This is a genomic window from Salsipaludibacter albus, assembly GCF_019798055.1.
GTDB lineage: Bacteria > Actinomycetota > Nitriliruptoria > Nitriliruptorales > Nitriliruptoraceae > Salsipaludibacter > Salsipaludibacter albus.
Map to the genome: position 1 here is coordinate 127013 of NZ_JAHOPH010000005.1, position 16330 is coordinate 143342.

Below are 16330 nucleotides of genomic sequence, written 5' to 3' on the forward strand. Positions count from 1 at the left end.
ACCAGTGGGGTGCCCCGACCGTGCAGGCCCGGCCACCTCGGCCACCTCCCACCCGCCGGTCCAGGATCGGTCCAAGATCAATGAGCGCTTCACCCGCCGAGTCGTCGGCCGCCGAGCATCGCCGTGCCACGCCGGCCGGCGATGGCGGGGCACGCACCTCGGCGGGGTCGGCGGGGCTGGCCGAGGACCCGCTCGCACCCGGCGTCGGACCACTGCACACGGTGGACCGACGGTCGACCGTGCTGGCCTACGTGGCGGTGACCAAGCCCCGCATCATCGAGCTCCTGCTGGTGACGACGGTGCCGACGATGTTCGTCGCCGCCGAGGGGTGGCCCGGACTGGGGCTGCTCGTGGCGACCGTGCTGGGCGGGACGCTGTCCGCAGGCGGCGCCAACGCGATCAACAACTACTACGACCGCGACATCGACCGGGCCATGGCCCGCACGGCCCAGCGACCGACGGCCAACGACACGATCCCGCCGCGCAACGCGCTGTGGCTGGGGATCGGACTGGGCGTGGCCGGGTTCGTGCTGCTGGCCACGACCGTGAACCTGCTGGCCGCGGGACTGGCGACCTTCGGCCTGCTGTTCTACGTGTTCGTCTACACGATGCTGCTCAAGCGGCGCACACCCCAGGCAGTGGTGATCGGCGGGATCGCCGGCTGCATGCCCGTGCTGACCGGGTGGGCGGCCGTCGGGGCGCCGTTCAGCGATCCCCGGCCGTGGCTGCTGTTCGGGATCCTGTTCTGGTGGCAGCCACCGCACTTCTGGGCGCTGGCGATGAAGTACCGGGACGACTACGCCCGCGCCGGGCTGCCGATGATGCCGGTCAGCTGGGGCAACGACGAGACCACGCGACAGATCCTGCTGAACAGTTGGCTGCTCGCGGCCCTGGTGCTGGCGTACGTGGCGGGTGCCCCGGCCGGCTGGTGGTTCGCCGTGCCGGCCCTGGTGCTCACTGCCGGCTGGCTGGTGACCGCCCACCGCCTGCGGTCCCGACGGACGGTCGAGGCCGCCATGCGGCTGTTCCACTACTCGACGGTCTACCTCGCCCTGGTGTTCGTCTTCGCCGCCGTCGATGCGGTCATCTGACGATCAGCTCGCGAGGGTGGCGACGCCTGGCCTTCGGCCAGGTCGGAGTTCCTCGCTCCGCTCGGAACATCCCGTCCTGCGGAGCAAGCTTCATCCTGCGATGGTGGCGACGCCTGGCCTTCGGCCAGGTCGGAGTTCCTCGCTCCGCTCGGAACATCCCGTCCTGCGGAGCAAGCTTCATCCTGCGATGGTGGCGACACCCCACATGGTGCTGGGGTGGACCGTGCACACGAAGTAGAACTGCTCGGGGGCCACGGGCTCGGCGCCCTCCTCGGCCGGCCACTCGAACTCGTAGGCACGGATCTGTGCACCCGGGAACGGCGCGGGCTCCTCGGGGGTGAGCTCCTCGGTGCCCAGCTGGGCCGTGCTCGACCCGTACGCGTCCTCCTCCGGCAGGCCGTAGATCGCGAGGTTGTGCTCGACGCCCGGGTCCCGGTTGTCGAAGGCGTAGGTGAACATCCCGGCCGCGTCCTCGGCGGACTCGATGGTCCACTCCTGGGTCTCCTCACACCCGCCGTCGGTGGGCAGGCAGAACGCGTCGAGGCTCTCGGCCGCCATCGTCGGGGCGTCCGGGGGCACCTCCGCGAGCAGGAACTCGGGTCCGTGCGGTTGGGCGTTGACGTTGAGCGCGGCCGGGTCGATGCCCAGCGCGCCGGCCGCGATGACCGACCCGATCGCGATCGGTCCGAGGACCGCCAGGGCGACCCCGAACTGCTTGGTCCGGTTCAACGAGTCCTGGGTGGATGCCAGGGTCGCGGCCAGCAGGATCCCCGCCGCGGCGATGATCGCCAGGGTCGCGGCACCTGCCGACGTCGTGTAGAGCAGCATCCAGGCATACAGCCCGATCATTGCCGCCACCACGACGACGATCCCGAGCGGGATCACCACCGGGAGGAATGCGCGCTTGCGGAAGTCGTCGTTCATGCCGGTCCTCGGGACTGGGTCGTGGAGAGGGTCATGCGGTCGATGCGCGCCTGGCGGTCTCGACGCTCGTCGTCGGCAGCCCAGCGGAAGAACTTGACGGCGATGATCCCCCACAGGAGGAACCCGCCCCCCAGCTTCATGATCAGGCCGCCGATCCGCATGTCGGTGATCAGGCCGATGTCCCAGGGCTGGCTGACCGCGTTGTAGACGGGGTACAGCGGCACGTCGCCGAACAGCAGGAAGGCCGAGGGGATCGTGGGCAGCAGGGTCATCATGAACAGGTACAGCATCTGGGACAGCGGCTGCATGCGGGGCAGCACCGCGGGGAACGGCGAGAACACCGGGGTCCACATCAGCAGGGCCGACCCGATCAGGACCAGGTGGTCGGCCGCGTGGAACACCTCGCTGTCGAGTTGGAACGCGACGACGGCGGGGAGATGGGTGACCAGGAACACGAGGTTGAACAGCACCCCGGCGACCAGTGGCCGGGTCAGCCAGCGGACCGCGGCGCGGACCCGGTCGTTGCGCAGCAGGACGTCGCCCATCCACTCCGGCAACCCCAGCAACAGCAGCGGCGGGATGACGAAGGCCTGGAGCACGTGCTGGAGCATGTGGAACGAGAACAGGTGCTCGGACAGGGCCGCCAGCGGCCACCCGTCAGACAGCCAGAAGGTCGCGACGCCAGCCACGAAGAACGCGGCCTGACGGCCGGTCACGGCCGGCTGGCCGGGCCGCGTCATGGTCGGGCCGTGTCGTCGGATCAGCCCCCACCAGGCCGCCAGGACCCCGATCGACAGCAGGGTGACGTCCAGGGGGAAACCCGCCTGCACGTCGACACCGCCGAGGGTGAAGTCCATGTCGTCTCAGCTTCCCATCAGGGTGGGGACCTCGGCGATCGCCAGGAAGGCGATGCCGTACAGCGTCAGCGCACCGACCAGCCCCGTCACCATCAGCCGGGTGTACAGGCGGGTGTCGTACTTCAGGTGCATGAAGAAGCCGACGATCAGGCCGAACTTGATCGCCATCAGGGTCAGCAGGATCGGGATGTGCAGCCAGCCGAACTCGACGAAGTACGTGGAGAACTCCATCAGCGTCAGCACCGACAGGGCGCCGGCGATCTCGACGTACTGGCGCACCGTCGGCTCGTCGTGGTGCGCGGCCTGCGTGGTGGCGTCGGCGGTGGTGGCGTCGGACATGTGCGCGCTTTCGGTCTCGCGGGGGTCGGGGAGTCCGTGTGGACGGGCCCCACTATCCCCAGGGGATCAGGTAGACCACGACGAAGATGATGACCCAGATGACGTCGACGAAGTGCCAGTACAGCCCGATGATCTCGGTCTTGAGGGGCTGGCTGGCCTTGACCTTGCCGACCCGGCTGTAGGACCACAGCCCGAGCAGCATGATGATGCCCACGGTCACGTGCACACCGTGGAAGCCGGTCAGGACGAAAAAGGACGAGGCGAACGGGCTGGCCGTGGGGACCAGGCCCTCCTTGAAGAACTTGGTGAACTCGTAGGCCTGTCCACCGACGAACACCAGGCCCTGGAAGGCCGTGGCCAGGATCCACATGCGCATGCGGCGCATGTCGCCCTGTTCGTGGGCATGGTGGGCCAGCACCATCGTCAGCGAGGACATCAGCAGGACGAACGAGCTGACCGACGTGTAGACGATGTCGAAGATCTCGCCGTCGGGGCCACCCGCAGTGGTGTTCAGGTACATCAGGTAGGCGGTGATGAACGCCCCGAAGAACATGAACTCGGACCCCAGGAAGACCCACATCGCGAGTTTGCGATTGTCGAGGCCCAGGGAGGTCTCTTCAACGGCTGCGGACACGGCAGCCTCCTTGCGTCGTTCGGGGCGCTCGGTGCGCCGGGTTCGTGGGGCTCATGCCGCAGCCGCGCTGGGCTCCGGGTCGTCGTCGTCGCCCTCGGCCACGGGCTCGAGGATCCAGCCGAACAGGCCCATCATGAGCCACAGCGCACCGACGACCAGCAGGGCCGGGTTGGCGAAGGTCAGGCCGTAGCCCAGCGGGAGCAGCCCCACGCACATGATCAGCGGCCAGTACGACGGGTCGGGCATGTGGATGTGCTCGGTGTCGCCGCCGTGGTCGTCCGGGGTCGCCTTGGCGAGCGCCTCGTCCTCCGGCAGGGCCACGTCGTCGGGGGACGCCTTGGCGTTGCCGGAGGTGTCGACCGTCGCCGTGCCCCCGGCGGTGGCCGGGAACTCGTCACCGTGTTCGTCGGCACTCGCGGGGGACGTCGACGGGTCATGGTCCTGCGAGGCACCGGCGGGCACCGGTCGCAGGCTGCCGTCCTCGGCCTCGGCGTACTTGCGCTCCCAGAACTCGTCCCGCGCGGTCACCTCGGGGATCTCGTAGAAGTTGACGTAGGGCGTCGGCGAGGGCGTCATCCACTCGAGCGTGCGGGCGTCCCACGGGTCGTCGCCGGACGCCTCCCCGGATCGCAGCGAGGTGACGAGGTTGAACAGGAAGATCGACGCGGACACCGTCAGCACGGCGACCCCGGCGGTCGACAGGACGTTGTACAGCGCCACGTCGGTCCCGAGCTCGGCGGGCAGCACCGCGGTGCGGCGGGGCTGGCCGAGCAGACCGGACATGTGCATCGGGCCGAAGGTCAGGTTGAACCCGAGCAACCAGGTCCAGAAGTGCCACTTCCCGAGTTTCTCGCCGAGCAGCTTGCCGGTCACCTTGGGGAAGTAGTAGTAGATCCCCGAGACCAGCCCGAACAACGCACCACCGAACAGGACGTAGTGGAAGTGGGCCACGATCCAGTAGGTGTCGGTCTGCTGGGCGTCGTGGGGCACGATGGCGTGGGTCACCCCCGACAGGCCCCCGATGGTGAACATCGACACGAAGCCGACCGAGAACAGCATGGCGGTGGTGAACTTGACCTTGCCGCCCCACATCGTGAAGACCCAGTTGAAGATCTTGATGCCGGTCGGGACGGCGATGAACATCGTGGTCAGGCCGAAGGCGGACCGGGCGACCGGCCCGACGGCGGAGGTGAACATGTGGTGGGCCCACACCCCGAAGCCGATGAAGCCGATGGCGACCCCGGCGAAGACCATCGCGGCGTAGCCGAACAGCGGCTTGCGCGAGAAGGTGGGCATGACCTCGCTGACGATCCCCATCGCCGGCAGGATCATGATGTAGACCTCGGGATGCCCGAACAGCCAGAACAGGTGCTGCCAGAGCACGGGGTCACCGCCCGTGGCGGGCTGGAAGAACTGGGTGCCGAACACCACGTCGCCGTTGAGCATGAACAGCGCCACGGCGATGATCGGCAGGGCGAACAGCAGCAGGAAGTTTGTGACCAGGGTCATCCACGTGAACACCGGCATGCGCATGAAGGTCATGCCGGGCGCCCGCATGTTGAGGATCGTGGTGATGAAGTTGACGGCGGCCGACAGCGACGAGATCCCCACGATCTGCAGTCCGACGGCGTAGAAGGCCATGTTGTCGCCGGGGATCTGGGTCGACAGCGGTGCGTAGCCGAACCAGCCACCGTTGGGGATGGCGTTGAACAGCACCGACGAGTACAGGAACAGCCCGCCGAACAGGAACGTCCAGAACGAGAACGCGTTCAGACGGGGGAACGCGACGTCACGGGCGCCGATCTGCAGCGGGATCAGGTAGTTGAAGAAGGCCGCGCCCAGGGGCATGACCACCAGGAAGACCATGGTCAGGCCGTGCAGGGTGAAGGCCTGGTTGTAGACCTCCTCGGTGACCAGGGTCGACTCGGCGGACGCCAGCTGGGCCCGGATGATCCAGGCCGTCACGCCACCGAGGAAGAAGAAGAGCATGACGGACCAGAAGTACATGATCCCGATCTTCTTGTGGTCGGTCGTCGCGAGGTAGCCCTTGAAGCCGTCGAGGGCGGTCGGACGACTGAACACGCTCCGCGAGCGGGCCTGTGGGGGCGCCGTGGTGGTGGCCATCATCGTCTCCGGGTCGTCACGGTCTGCACGTGTCGGTGGTGTCGGTGGCGGGGGTGGGTCGGACTCGGACGAGGTCGGCGACCGGTCATTCCATCGTCAACAGGTAGGCGATGACGGCGTCGAGCTCGTCCTGGGGCAGTGACTCGAAGCTGTTCATTCCGATGCCGTCGCCGGGACGCATCGCCTTCAGTGACGGGGCGTTGCGGACCCAGGAGGTCAGCAGCTCGACGTCGACCTCGTCGGTGAACGCCGAGTTCGGATCGTCGGGGTCCTCGCGGAAGTACAGGTCGAAGATCGCCCCGGCGAACTCCTCGCGACTGAGCAGGTGGGTCAGGTTGGGGCCGGTCCGGGGCACGAAGTCGTCGGCCGAGGCCACGGCGGTGTCACTGATCTGGCCATGGCAGGCCACGCAGTTGCTCTGGAACACGTAGTGGCCACGGGCGACCTGCTCGTCCACGCCCTCGGGGACCTCCTGCGCCTCGAGCTGCTCGGGGGTCAGCTCGGCGAACGCGGCGGCGACGTCGGAGGGCGCCTGCTGCTCGGCGACCCACTGGTCGAACTCGTCCTGCTCCAGCACCTCGGCGCGGTTGCGCATGTTGGCGTGCGACAGGCCGCAGTACTCGGCGCACTGGCCCAGGAACCGGCCGGTCGTGTCGGCCTGCATGTTCAGGGTCGTGATGCGGCCCGGAAAGACGTCCTGCTTCCCGGCCAGCGCCGGGACCCAGAAGGAGTGCAGGACGCCGCGGTCGGCGGACCCGGCCTCCTCGGCCCGCATCTCGAGGTGGATCGGGGTGTCCACCGGGATGACCAGCTCGTTGGCGGTGATGACGCCGGAGTCGGGGTAGCGGTACTCCCACCACCACCGGTGCCCGATGACCTCGATGGTCATCGCACCCTCGGGCTCCTCGGCCAGTGCGAACACCTGTTGGACGGTCGGCACGGCGATGCCCGCCAGGATCAGGGCCGGGATGACCGTCCACACGATCTCGAGCCGGGTGTTGCCGTGGACCTGCTTGGGCAGCTCGTCGTCGTCACTGCGTCGGCGGTACCGCACGACCGTGTAGATGATCAGGCCCTGGACGAACACGAACACGACGGCGGCGACGACCATGACGGCCTTGAACAGGTCGTCGGGCGCCTCGGCGAAGGGGCCCTGCGGGTCGAGCATGGTCTGCGCGCCGGAGCAGCCGGCCAGGACGAGGGCCAACAGCGCCAGGCCGACGCCGCGGAGCACGCGGCCGGGTCGGGGGGCGCGTCGGGGGCTGCGCGATGGGGTGCGTCGCACCGTGTCGTCTCCTCGTTCCTCGATGCCCCGTGGCTGGTGGCCACGAGCCGACGACCCGGTGGTCCGGCACGCGCGGGGCGCACGAGAGGACGGTCCGGTCAGCGGGGTGGGCATGCAGTTGTTCGTCGACCCCGGGTGGTCCGTGGTGGTCGCCGAACACCCTGCTGCGGTGTCGACGGCGACCTGCTCGGCCCGGGTCCGGGGCTGGCGTGACCGATGCGCCGACTCGGCGTCCGCCGGGGCGTCGTGCCGTGCCGGGCATCCTCCGCGAGTCTAGCGATCCGGCGGCCACCGTCCGCTCGGCCGTGCCCCGGGGATCGTTCGTGGAACGACCGCGACCGGTGCACGACCGTCGCTCAGCCGTCCCAGCGGAAGGAGCGCACGGCGGCGACGGTGGCCACGACACCCCAGCCCACCACCACGGCCGCCGCCGACCAGTCGATGGTCGCCGGGCTGGACAGGGCGGCGCGCAGCACGTTGCCCAGGGCTCCGGAGGGCAGCAGGGAGCCGACCGCCGCGACGTCGGCCGGCAGGGCGTCGGGGTCGAAGGCCAGGCCCGAGACCAGCAGCAGGACGAGGAACAGGGCGTTGGTGAGCGCCAGGGTCAGCTCGGCCGTGAGCGTCCCGGCCATGAGCAGCCCGATCGCGGCGAACACGCCGCCACCGACGAGCGTGGCCACCACGGCCACGGCCAGCGAGCCGGTCGGCTCCCAGTCCAGCAGCAGGACGGCCACCGCCACCGTCGCGGCCACCTGCACCGCGAGCAGCACCACCATCGCCAGGGCCTTGGCGAGCACGAACGACCCACGCGTCAGCGGCGACGTCCCGAGTCGCTTGAGCACGCCGTACTTGCGCTCGAAGCCCGTCTGGATGGCCAGCGCGACGAGCCCCGTCGCCATCGCCGAGATCGCCAGGACCCCGGGCACCAGGAACGCGACCGGGTCCCCGTCGGTCGGGAGCACGTCCACGAACCCGAAGAAGACCAGGATCCCGAGCGGGATCCCCAGCGTGACCACCAGGCTCTCGCCGTTTCGCACCAGCAGGCGCAGTTCGAGTCGGGCCTGGGCCAGGACCATGCGATGGCGCGGTGCCGGGGCGCCCATCAGCGCCGCTCCTGCTCGTCGACCAGACCGGTCCCGCCGGTCAGCCGCAGGAACACTTCCTCGAGTCCGCGCCGCCCCGCGTTCAGGCTGGTCAGGGTGACGTCGGCCTCGGCCAGGGCTGCCGCGAGCGCCGCCACCAGCCCGGGTGACGGCGGTGCGGCGATGCGGTGGTCGAGGTGGCCGCGATCCCGGACGTCCACGCCCAACCGGGCCGTCAGCGCAGCGGTGTCCACCACGCGGTCCGTGGTGAACACGGTGTCGTCGGACCGGGCGAGGTCCGACGGGGTGCCGGCGGCCACCACCCGGCCCCGGTCGATGATGACCACGTCGTCGGCCAGCACCTCGGCCTCGTCGAGCAGGTGGGTGGTCAGCACCACCGCCACGCCGTCGTGGGCCAGCCCGTCCACCAGTTCCCAGGTGGACCGACGCGCCGCCGGGTCGAGGCCCGCCGTCGGCTCGTCGAGGAACGCGACCTCCGGACGACCCACCAGCGCCAGCGCGAGCGCGAGTCGTTGCTGCTGTCCGCCGGACAGGTCACGGAAGCGGGTCCCGAGGGACCCGTCGAGACCGGTGCGATCGAGCAGGTCGTCGACATCGAGCGGGTCGGTGAACAGTGCCGCCTGGGTCGCCAGCACCTCGCGTGGCCGGGCCTGTGGGTACACGCCCTGCTCCTGGAGCATCACGCCCAGGCGTGGCCGCACGAACGACCCGTCCGCCACCGGGTCACGACCGAGCACGCGGACCCGGCCCGCGTGCGGCCGCCGCAGGCCGACGCACGTCTCGACCGTGGTGGTCTTGCCTGCCCCGTTGGGTCCCAGCAGGGCGAGGGTCCGTCCTGCCTCGACTGCGAGGTCCAGCCCGTCCACCGCGACGTGGTCGCCGTAGCGCATGACCAGCCCCGACACCTCGATCGCCGGGGCGGCCGACGTGCGAGTGGCTGCGGACACGCGCGGCTCCTGGCCTCGCTGGACGCGCCCGGGACCCCGGGCGGAGGGACGAACGACTCGAGCGTAACCGCGGTCGGTGGGCGCCGAATCCGGCTCCCACCGGGGCCGACCGCCTCGGGGACGCGTCGGTGGCGGCCGTCCCCCAGACCGGTCGTCGGCTCCGGCGCAGGGCCGTCCGGGCCACTGGTCGGGACACCACCGGCCTCCCCACCGGCGACCTGCCCAGGACGTAGGCTCGCACCATGACCCGCGCCACGGAGTCCGACGTCCCGGACGACGATGCACCCGCGACCGATGACCGGTCGCGGGACGTCCGTGATGCCCCTGACCAGGACTCGACGGCAGCCGCGGGAGCCGACCGTCCAGCGGACGACGCCGGTCACTGGAGCGACGGCCTGCCCTTCGGCTCCGACACGACCGACCCCGACGCCCGGGGCATCGCCCAGGAGGTCGTCGTCGTGCCCTGGCGACGCTGGCGGCCCCGCCTGATCTGGACGCTGGTGCTCGGCATCGCGGGTGGATGGCTCCTGGCCGGTCTCGCGTCGGCGTTCTTCGGCCGGGTCCGGCCGATCCTGATCAGCATCACCGTCGCGCTGTTCGTCTCGTTCGCGCTGGAGCCTGCCGTCAAGTGGATGAGCCAACGCGGCATGTCCCGTGGGCTGGCGACCGGCATCGTGTTCCTGGTCTCCACCATCGCGTTCGTGGGCTTCCTGGCCGCGATGGTCCCGCTGATCGTCAGCCAGGTCGCCACCCTGGTCGAGTCCGGCCCCGAGATCGTGGACTCGCTGAGCAGCCAGGCCCAGAACCTGCCGTGGGGACTCGGCGACCGCGCGGCCGAGTGGATCGCCGGGCTCCAGCAGGACCTGCCCAACCGCCTGCCGGACTTCGCCAGCTCGGCCAGTCGCGGCGCGCTCAACGTGGGTGCCTCCGTCGGTGGGGCCCTGTTCAACCTCCTGACCATCGCCCTGGTGGCGTTCTACCTCGCCGCCGACGGTCCGCGTTTCCGCCGGGTGCTGTCGTCCAACATGCGTCCGGGCGCGCAGCGCGAGTTCCTCGAGGTCTGGGAGATCGCGGTCGAGAAGACCGGGGGCTACCTCTACGGCCGGGTCCTGACCGCGGTCGCGTCGGCGGTGTTCCACACCATCGTGTTCCTGGTGATCGGCCTGGACTACGCGTTCGCGCTGGGCGCATGGGTGGGCGTGATCTCCAGCGTGATCCCCGTCGTCGGCACCTACCTCGCCGGCATCCTCCCGATCGTCATCGCGCTGGCGTCGTCGTTCGGCCAGGCCATCTGGGTGCTGGTCGCGATCGTGGTCTACCAGCAGGTCGAGAACCTGGTCGTGGTCCCCCGCATCACCGGCCAGACAGTCGAGCTGCACCCGGCCGTGGCGTTCATCGCCGTGCTGATGGGGGCTGCACTGTTGGGTGCCGTCGGCGCGCTGCTGGCGATCCCGACGGCCGCGATCGTGGCCGCGCTGTGGTCGGCGCGCAAGGAACGCCACGACGTCGTGGACCACCACCTCACCAACGGCGACCTGCCACGGAGTGGGGAGGAACGGACGTGACCGACACGAGCACGGGGGCCGGCACGGGCCATTCGGGGCACTGGGCGGCCACCGTGCCGACCGGGCCGGGGGACGACGCCGAGCAGCTCGCGGCGCGCCTGTGGGCGGTCGGGGCCCTGGGCGTGTGGGAGCGGTCCGGCGAACTGGTCGGGTACTTCCCTGGCCCACCGGACGACTTCCCGGACGACCAGCGGGACGGGCTCCCGGACGACGTCCGGTGGAGCCACGAGCCCGAGGTCGACCACGTCGCCGCCTGGCGGGCCGCCGCCCGGCCGGTTCGCGCCGGTGCCGTCGAGATCGTGCCCGACCACCTCGCGAACTCGCACGACACGCCACCCGGCGTGCATCGCATCCTCCTGGACCCGGGCCAGGCCTTCGGATCCGGTCACCACGAGACCACCGCCGGATGCCTCGAGGTGCTCGCCGAGGTGGATCCCGCTGGTCGGTCCGTGCTGGACCTCGGCACCGGGACCGGGATCCTGGCCATCGCGGCGGTCCTGCAGGGTGCGGCCTCCGTGCTGGGGGTCGACACGGATCCGCACGCCGTCGCCGTGGCGCGGGACAACGCCCACCACAACGACGTGGAGGTCGACCTGGCCGTCGGGGCGCTCGACGACGTGGACGGCCGGTTCGACGTCGTGCTCGCGAACCTCCTCACCGCCACGCTGGTCGAGCTCGCGGACGACCTCCCCGGCGTGATGGCCCCGTCCGGGTGGCTCGTGGCCAGTGGGGTCGGCACCGAGCGGGCCCACGTCGTCGCCGACGCCTTCACGCGGGCCGGACTCCGCGACGTCGAGGTCCGGCCACGCGGGGAGTGGGTGGTCCTCGTGGCCCGGGCCGCGACGTGAGCTCGCTCCCCGAGGGGCCGATCGAGGCGGTCGTGGACGGGTTCACGCACGGAGGCGAGGGCGTGGCGCGGGTGGACGGCAAGGCGGTGTTCGTCCCCGGGACCCTGCCCGGCGAGCGGGTCCGGCTGGAGGTGGTCGACGACCGCAAGCGGTGGGCGCGCGGACGGCTGCTGGACGTCCTGGACCCGGCCGCCGAGCGCGTGGCACCACCGTGTCCGCACGCCCACACCTGTGGCGGCTGCGACCTCCAGCACGTCACGCCCGACAGCCAACGTCGGCTCAAGACCCGGGTCGTCACCGAGCAACTCGTCCGCCTGGGCGGTCTCGACGACCCACCGGTCGCCGACACCGTGGCGGTCGGCCCGGACCTGGGCTATCGCACGGTGGCGCGCATGCACGCCGACGAACAGGGCCGGCTGGGCTTCCACCGGGCCGGGACCAACGACGTCGTCCCGGTCGCGGTGTGCCCGGTGCTGACCCCGGGGGCCCAGGACGTCCGCAGCGCGGTGGGCGACCGGACCGGGGCGGCCGAGGTCACGGTCCGGGCCACCTCGACCGGCGACCGCGGGGCGGTCCTGCATCCCGGTCCGGGCCCCCTCGACCTCCCCGGGCTCGACGACGGGGCGACGCTCCAACTCGCCCAGCCGGACGGCTCGACCGTGACGGTGCGCGGCGACGGGACCGTGACCGAGCGGGTGGCGGGGCTGGACTTCACCGTCGACGTCGACGGGTTCTTCCAGACCACGACCGACGGCGCTGCGGCACTGGTCGAGGCGGTCCTCGGGGTGGTCGGCGACGTCTCGGGACTCGTCGCGTGGGACCTCTACGCGGGCGTCGGGCTGTTCAGCCTGCCCCTGGCTCGCGCCGGCGCCACCGTGACGGCGGTCGAGGGGGTCGCCCGTGCCGTGGACCACCTCCGCGACAACGCGTTGCGTGCCGGACTCGACCAGTCGGTCGTGGCCGATGCGCTCGACGTGGCCGACTTCGTCCGCCGCCGCCACGACGCCCCGCCCGACGTCGTGGTCCTCGACCCACCCCGCACGGGTGCCGGCGCCGAGGTGGTCGCCGAACTCGCCGGACACCGACCCGGCGACATCGTCTACGTCGCCTGCGACCCGGCCGCGCTGGCACGCGATGCCCGCGCGCTCGCCGAACACCACTATCGGCTGGTCTCCGCACAGCCGTTCGACCTGTTCCCGATGACCCACCACGTCGAGGTGGTGGCACACTTCCGGCCCTGATCGCGCGGACTACCGTCGGGGAGCGCGGCACGACCAGTCGTCCACTCGGGAGAGCGATGGCCGGACCGTTCACCACCCTGTTCGCCGCGATGCGTCGTGGCTCGCCCCCGCCCGGCCCACCACGTCGACCGCTGTGGGTCCTGCTGCGTGACGAGGCCGCCCACGCCGTCCGTCGCGTGCTGACGCCGGCCAGCCTGCTCGCGGCCGTGGTGGCGGGGGTCAGCGTGTTCGTCGTGCTCGGCCCGGCGACGCCCGGGCCGGTCCTGGGCCAGGCCTGGCGCCCGGTGCTGGCGACGGTGCTCGCCCTGGTCGCGGCGGCCTTCGCCCACTTCCTGCTGGCCCGACCGGGTCGTGACCAACGCCGGTCCACGACCGTCGCGATCGTCGCGGCCACGGCGCTCGTGGTCGCCGGCACCGTCGTGCTCGCCAACCTCCTGGACCTGGTGACGTCCGCCTTCCCCGCGCCACCCGGTGGCGGCCCCACCCTGGACGCCAGCCTGTCGATCGACCCCGCCATCGCCATCGGCGGGATCCTGCTGGTCGTCGCGATCGTCTCGTCGGCCGCAGGCCGGCGCCTGGGCGTGCCCACCTCCCTGCTCTTCCTCGGACTGGGCGTGCTGGCGGGCCCGGGTGGGTTCGGCTGGGTCGACGTCGGTGGTGCGGCCACGACCCGCAACCTGGCGGTCGTCGCCCTGGTTGCCATCCTGTTCGACGGAGGCGTCACGACCACCGTCTCCGACCTGCGGCGGGCGGCCGCACCCGGCGCCGTGCTCGCCACCGTCGGGGTCATGGCGACCGCGGCGATCACCGCGGGGATCGTCGTGCTGGTCGTGCCGGGCACCGACGCCCGGACGGCCTGGCTCGTGGGGGCGGTGGTGGCCTCCACCGACGCCGCCGCCCTGGGCAACCTCCTGCGCAACGTGCGGCTCCCCCACCGGGTCCATGCCCTGTTGACCGTCGAGTCCGGTGGCAACGACCCGATCGCCATCCTGCTGACGGTCGGCATCCTGGCCAGCTGGGACACTCCCGTCGCAGCGGGCGACTGGGTGTCGTTCGCACTCTGGCAACTGGTCGGCGGGCTGGTCGCCGGGATCGTCGTGGGCACGATCGCGAGTCGCCTGATGGGGCGCCTCGCGCTGCCCGGCATGGCGCTGTACCCCGTGCTCGCGCTGGCGATGGGCGGGGCCGCCTACGGACTGGCCGCGGTGCTCGGTGCCTCCGGGCTGCTGGCCGCCTACGCCTGCGGCGTCGTGATCGCGGCCACCGACGTCCGCCACCGTCGTGCCGTCCGGCGCTTCAGCGAGGGGATCTCGACGGCCGTCGAGATCGGCCTGTTCCTGCTGCTGGGGTTGCAGGTCGTCCCGGCCGGACTGGTCGAGGTGGCCGTGCCCGGGTTGCTGATCGCGCTCGGGCTGTTGCTGGTGGCCCGCCCGATCGCGGTCGGCGCGTCCCTGGCCGGGTTCCGGATGCCGATCCGGGAGGTCGGGGTCGTGGCCTGGCTGGGGGTGCGCGGGGCCGTGCCGATCGTGCTCGCGACCTACGCCGCGACCGCCGGGGTCCCCGGGGCCCAGGACATCCTCCACCTCGCCTTCTTCGTCGTGGCCGTGTCGCTGGTGGTCCACGGAGTGACCGCCCAGCGGGTGGTCGACGCGGCCGGGCTCCCGGCCGACCCCGACCTCCCCCCGGAGGTCGCCATGCTGGTCGGCGACCTCGACGGGGTCGACCTGCTCGAGGCCGAGCTGACCGCGACGTCGCCCCTGGTCGGCGAACGGCTCGCCGACCGTCCGCCGGTCCGCGGGGTGCGGGTCCTGCTGGTCACCCGCGGTGACGTGACCCACGCCGCCGACGGGGACACGACGTTCCGGGTCGGCGACCGGCTGGTCCTGTCGGCCACGGACCGGCGTGGCGGGCTGGACGCCGTGCGACGGTGGCTCGGCGCCCCGCCCGCCTCGTCCACCACGGACCTCGACCGCCGCTGACCCGCTCGGACTCAGTCGGAGGGGGGTCGCCACGCGCGCCGCCAGGTGCGCTCGGCGTCGGCGAAGGCGTCCAGGGGTGCGACGACGTCCTGGACGGCCTCCAGCAGCTCCTCGAGCTCGGACGTCTCGGCAGCAACGGTCCGCACCTCGTCGATGCTGGTCCAGGCCTCGTCCAGCGCTGTCGCGCAGTCCTGCCAGTCCGCTGCCAGTGGCTCGACCTCCCAGGCCGGCATCCACGCCCGGGCGTCGTCGATCGCCCCGGCGATGGCGTCCAGCCCGACGCCGATCGGGGCCGGCTCGACCCGGCCGGTCGGCAGGGTCGACAGCAGCACCCGGCGCCCCGACTCGATGACCTGGGCACAGTCGAGGAACGCGCGCCACGCCGGCACGAGGTCGGCCGGCAGGTCGGGCTTGCGACGGAACAGGGGCATGGCCCGCACAGGCTAGACGGCCCCGTCCCGGCCGCCGACAGGCCGTGGGATACGGTCCCCGGCCGTCCACCCGTCGACCGAGGGATCCACCCATGCTCGTGGGCGCCTCCGTGCCCAGCCGGGACCCGCTCGCCGCGGCCGATGCGCGTGGCGCCGACGTGGTCCAGGTCCACCTGTCCGCACCCCGCAACTGGCGCGCGCCCCGACGCCGCGAGGACGCCGCGGCACTGGCCGCGTCCGGTCGGGTGGTGGCCGCCCACGCGCCGTACCTGTGCAACCCGGCGTCCGCCGACGCCGCGGTGCGTGACCGGACGACGGCCAGCCTGCAGGCCAGCCTCGACGAGGCCGAGCGCTGTGGTGTCCGGGGTGTCGTGGTGCACGCCGGCCACGCGGCCGGGGGCGGCTCGATGGCGGACGCCCTCGACCGCTGGGTCGGGGTGGTCGAGCGGCTCGCCTCACCGGTTCCCCTGTGGATCGAGAACACCGCGTCGGGCGCGACCGCCCCGGGGCGACGTGCGGAGGACTTCGGTGCACTGCTGACCCGGCTGCGGAGCACCGACGTGGTCGCCCGCGGGAGCCTGTCGGTGGGCGCCGTCGTGGACACCTGCCATGCCTGGGCCGGTGACCCGGCCTGCGCCGAGGACCCCGGGGGATGGCTCCGCGCCGTGTCGGTCGGCACCGGCGGCATCGACCTGCTGCACGTCAACGACAGCCGCGATCCGGCCGGGGCGGGCCGGGACCGCCACACCAACCTCGGCGCGGGCGAGATGGGCACGGACGTGCTGGCCACGATGGTGCGCACTGCCGCCGAGCTCGGCGTCCCGGCAGCGCTCGTCGAGACGCCGTCGGAGGACGGCGGCCAGGAACGTGACCTCGCGCTCCTGCGCACGTGGCTCGGCCAGGGGCCTCCTCCGGTCTGACACGACCACACCGGCCGACCCCCGGCTGCGAACCCCGGCGGC

The 16330-nt window shown here is 71.8% G+C and carries 15 protein-coding genes; 6 read left to right on the top strand and 9 right to left on the bottom strand.

Going from position 1 to position 16330, the window contains the following annotated elements:
* Window positions 1-80 precede the first annotated feature (80 nt).
* Complete coding sequence (locus KR546_RS04800) at window positions 81-1091, top strand: heme o synthase (protein WP_238443566.1); 1011 nt, start codon at window positions 81-83, stop codon at window positions 1089-1091.
* A 177-nt stretch (window positions 1092-1268) separates the two neighbouring features.
* Here the strand turns inward: KR546_RS04800 and KR546_RS04805 are convergent, their stop codons facing one another.
* The 8 genes from KR546_RS04805 to KR546_RS04840 form a co-directional block, all read right to left on the bottom strand.
* Window positions 1269-2015, bottom strand: coding sequence for a hypothetical protein (locus KR546_RS04805; RefSeq protein WP_238443567.1), 747 nt, complete (start codon window positions 2013-2015; stop codon window positions 1269-1271).
* Window positions 2012-2872, bottom strand: a complete 861-nt coding sequence (locus KR546_RS04810; protein ID WP_238443568.1) for a cytochrome c oxidase assembly protein — start codon at window positions 2870-2872, stop codon at window positions 2012-2014. The genes KR546_RS04805 and KR546_RS04810 overlap by 4 nt, the downstream gene beginning before the upstream one ends.
* 6 nt (window positions 2873-2878) lie before the next feature.
* Window positions 2879-3211: a cytochrome C oxidase subunit IV family protein gene (locus KR546_RS04815; protein ID WP_238443569.1), complete on the bottom strand. Its 333-nt coding sequence runs from the start codon at window positions 3209-3211 to the stop codon at window positions 2879-2881.
* A 52-nt stretch (window positions 3212-3263) separates the two neighbouring features.
* Window positions 3264-3845 (bottom strand): cytochrome c oxidase subunit 3, encoded by a 582-nt coding sequence (locus KR546_RS04820; protein ID WP_238443570.1) that lies wholly within the window; start codon window positions 3843-3845, stop codon window positions 3264-3266.
* A gap of 51 nt (window positions 3846-3896) precedes the next feature.
* Window positions 3897-5969 carry a cytochrome c oxidase subunit I gene (gene ctaD, locus KR546_RS04825; RefSeq protein ID WP_238443571.1) on the bottom strand — a complete coding sequence of 691 codons (2073 nt, stop codon included), beginning with the start codon at window positions 5967-5969 and terminating at the stop codon, window positions 3897-3899.
* Window positions 5970-6054: 85 nt separating this feature from the next.
* A complete protein-coding gene (coxB, locus tag KR546_RS04830; RefSeq protein WP_238443572.1) occupies window positions 6055-7254 on the bottom strand; it encodes a cytochrome c oxidase subunit II in 1200 nt (399 codons plus the stop codon).
* A gap of 356 nt (window positions 7255-7610) precedes the next feature.
* Window positions 7611-8357, bottom strand: coding sequence for an ABC transporter permease (locus tag KR546_RS04835; RefSeq protein WP_238443573.1), 747 nt, complete (start codon window positions 8355-8357; stop codon window positions 7611-7613).
* The gene (locus KR546_RS04840) at window positions 8357-9247 is read right to left on the bottom strand and encodes an ABC transporter ATP-binding protein (RefSeq protein WP_238443616.1); all 891 of its coding nucleotides are present in this window, start codon (window positions 9245-9247) and stop codon (window positions 8357-8359) included. The genes KR546_RS04835 and KR546_RS04840 overlap by 1 nt, the downstream gene beginning before the upstream one ends.
* Before the next feature lie 299 nt (window positions 9248-9546).
* Here KR546_RS04840 and KR546_RS04845 point away from each other — a divergent pair, with 299 nt between their 5' ends.
* The 4 genes from KR546_RS04845 to KR546_RS04860 are packed head-to-tail and all read left to right on the top strand — an operon-like array spanning window position 9547 to window position 14937.
* Window positions 9547-10869 (top strand): AI-2E family transporter, encoded by a 1323-nt coding sequence (locus KR546_RS04845; RefSeq protein ID WP_238443574.1) that lies wholly within the window; start codon window positions 9547-9549, stop codon window positions 10867-10869.
* The gene (locus KR546_RS04850; RefSeq protein ID WP_238443575.1) at window positions 10866-11717 is read left to right on the top strand and encodes a 50S ribosomal protein L11 methyltransferase; all 852 of its coding nucleotides are present in this window, start codon (window positions 10866-10868) and stop codon (window positions 11715-11717) included. The genes KR546_RS04845 and KR546_RS04850 overlap by 4 nt, the downstream gene beginning before the upstream one ends.
* A complete protein-coding gene (locus tag KR546_RS04855) occupies window positions 11714-12958 on the top strand; it encodes a class I SAM-dependent RNA methyltransferase (protein ID WP_238443576.1) in 1245 nt (414 codons plus the stop codon). The genes KR546_RS04850 and KR546_RS04855 overlap by 4 nt, the downstream gene beginning before the upstream one ends.
* 56 nt (window positions 12959-13014) lie before the next feature.
* Complete coding sequence (locus tag KR546_RS04860) at window positions 13015-14937, top strand: potassium/proton antiporter (protein ID WP_238443577.1); 1923 nt, start codon at window positions 13015-13017, stop codon at window positions 14935-14937.
* Window positions 14938-14948: 11 nt separating this feature from the next.
* Here the strand turns inward: KR546_RS04860 and KR546_RS04865 are convergent, their stop codons facing one another.
* Complete coding sequence (locus KR546_RS04865) at window positions 14949-15368, bottom strand: hypothetical protein (RefSeq protein WP_238443578.1); 420 nt, start codon at window positions 15366-15368, stop codon at window positions 14949-14951.
* Between the two features lie 92 nt (window positions 15369-15460).
* On the opposite strand from KR546_RS04865, the gene KR546_RS04870 reads away from it, so the two are divergent.
* Complete coding sequence (locus KR546_RS04870; protein WP_238443579.1) at window positions 15461-16288, top strand: TIM barrel protein; 828 nt, start codon at window positions 15461-15463, stop codon at window positions 16286-16288.
* Window positions 16289-16330 lie beyond the last annotated feature (42 nt).

Bases quoted from the DNA above. Each gene is read 5' to 3' on its own strand.
- KR546_RS04870 (WP_238443579.1), top strand. From the start codon at position 15,461: ATGCTCGTGGGCGCCTCCGTGCCCAGCCGGGACCCGCTCGCCGCGGCC.
- KR546_RS04860 (WP_238443577.1), top strand. From the start codon at position 13,015: ATGGCCGGACCGTTCACCACCCTGTTCGCCGCGATGCGTCGTGGCTCG.
- KR546_RS04865 (WP_238443578.1), bottom strand. From the start codon at position 15,368: ATGCCCCTGTTCCGTCGCAAGCCCGACCTGCCGGCCGACCTCGTGCCG.
- KR546_RS04800 (WP_238443566.1), top strand. From the start codon at position 81: ATGAGCGCTTCACCCGCCGAGTCGTCGGCCGCCGAGCATCGCCGTGCC.
- KR546_RS04815 (WP_238443569.1), bottom strand. From the start codon at position 3,211: ATGTCCGACGCCACCACCGCCGACGCCACCACGCAGGCCGCGCACCAC.
- KR546_RS04845 (WP_238443574.1), top strand. From the start codon at position 9,547: ATGACCCGCGCCACGGAGTCCGACGTCCCGGACGACGATGCACCCGCG.
- ctaD (WP_238443571.1), bottom strand. From the start codon at position 5,969: ATGGCCACCACCACGGCGCCCCCACAGGCCCGCTCGCGGAGCGTGTTC.
- KR546_RS04810 (WP_238443568.1), bottom strand. From the start codon at position 2,872: ATGGACTTCACCCTCGGCGGTGTCGACGTGCAGGCGGGTTTCCCCCTG.
- KR546_RS04835 (WP_238443573.1), bottom strand. From the start codon at position 8,357: ATGGGCGCCCCGGCACCGCGCCATCGCATGGTCCTGGCCCAGGCCCGA.
- KR546_RS04840 (WP_238443616.1), bottom strand. From the start codon at position 9,247: ATGCGCTACGGCGACCACGTCGCGGTGGACGGGCTGGACCTCGCAGTC.
- KR546_RS04805 (WP_238443567.1), bottom strand. From the start codon at position 2,015: ATGAACGACGACTTCCGCAAGCGCGCATTCCTCCCGGTGGTGATCCCG.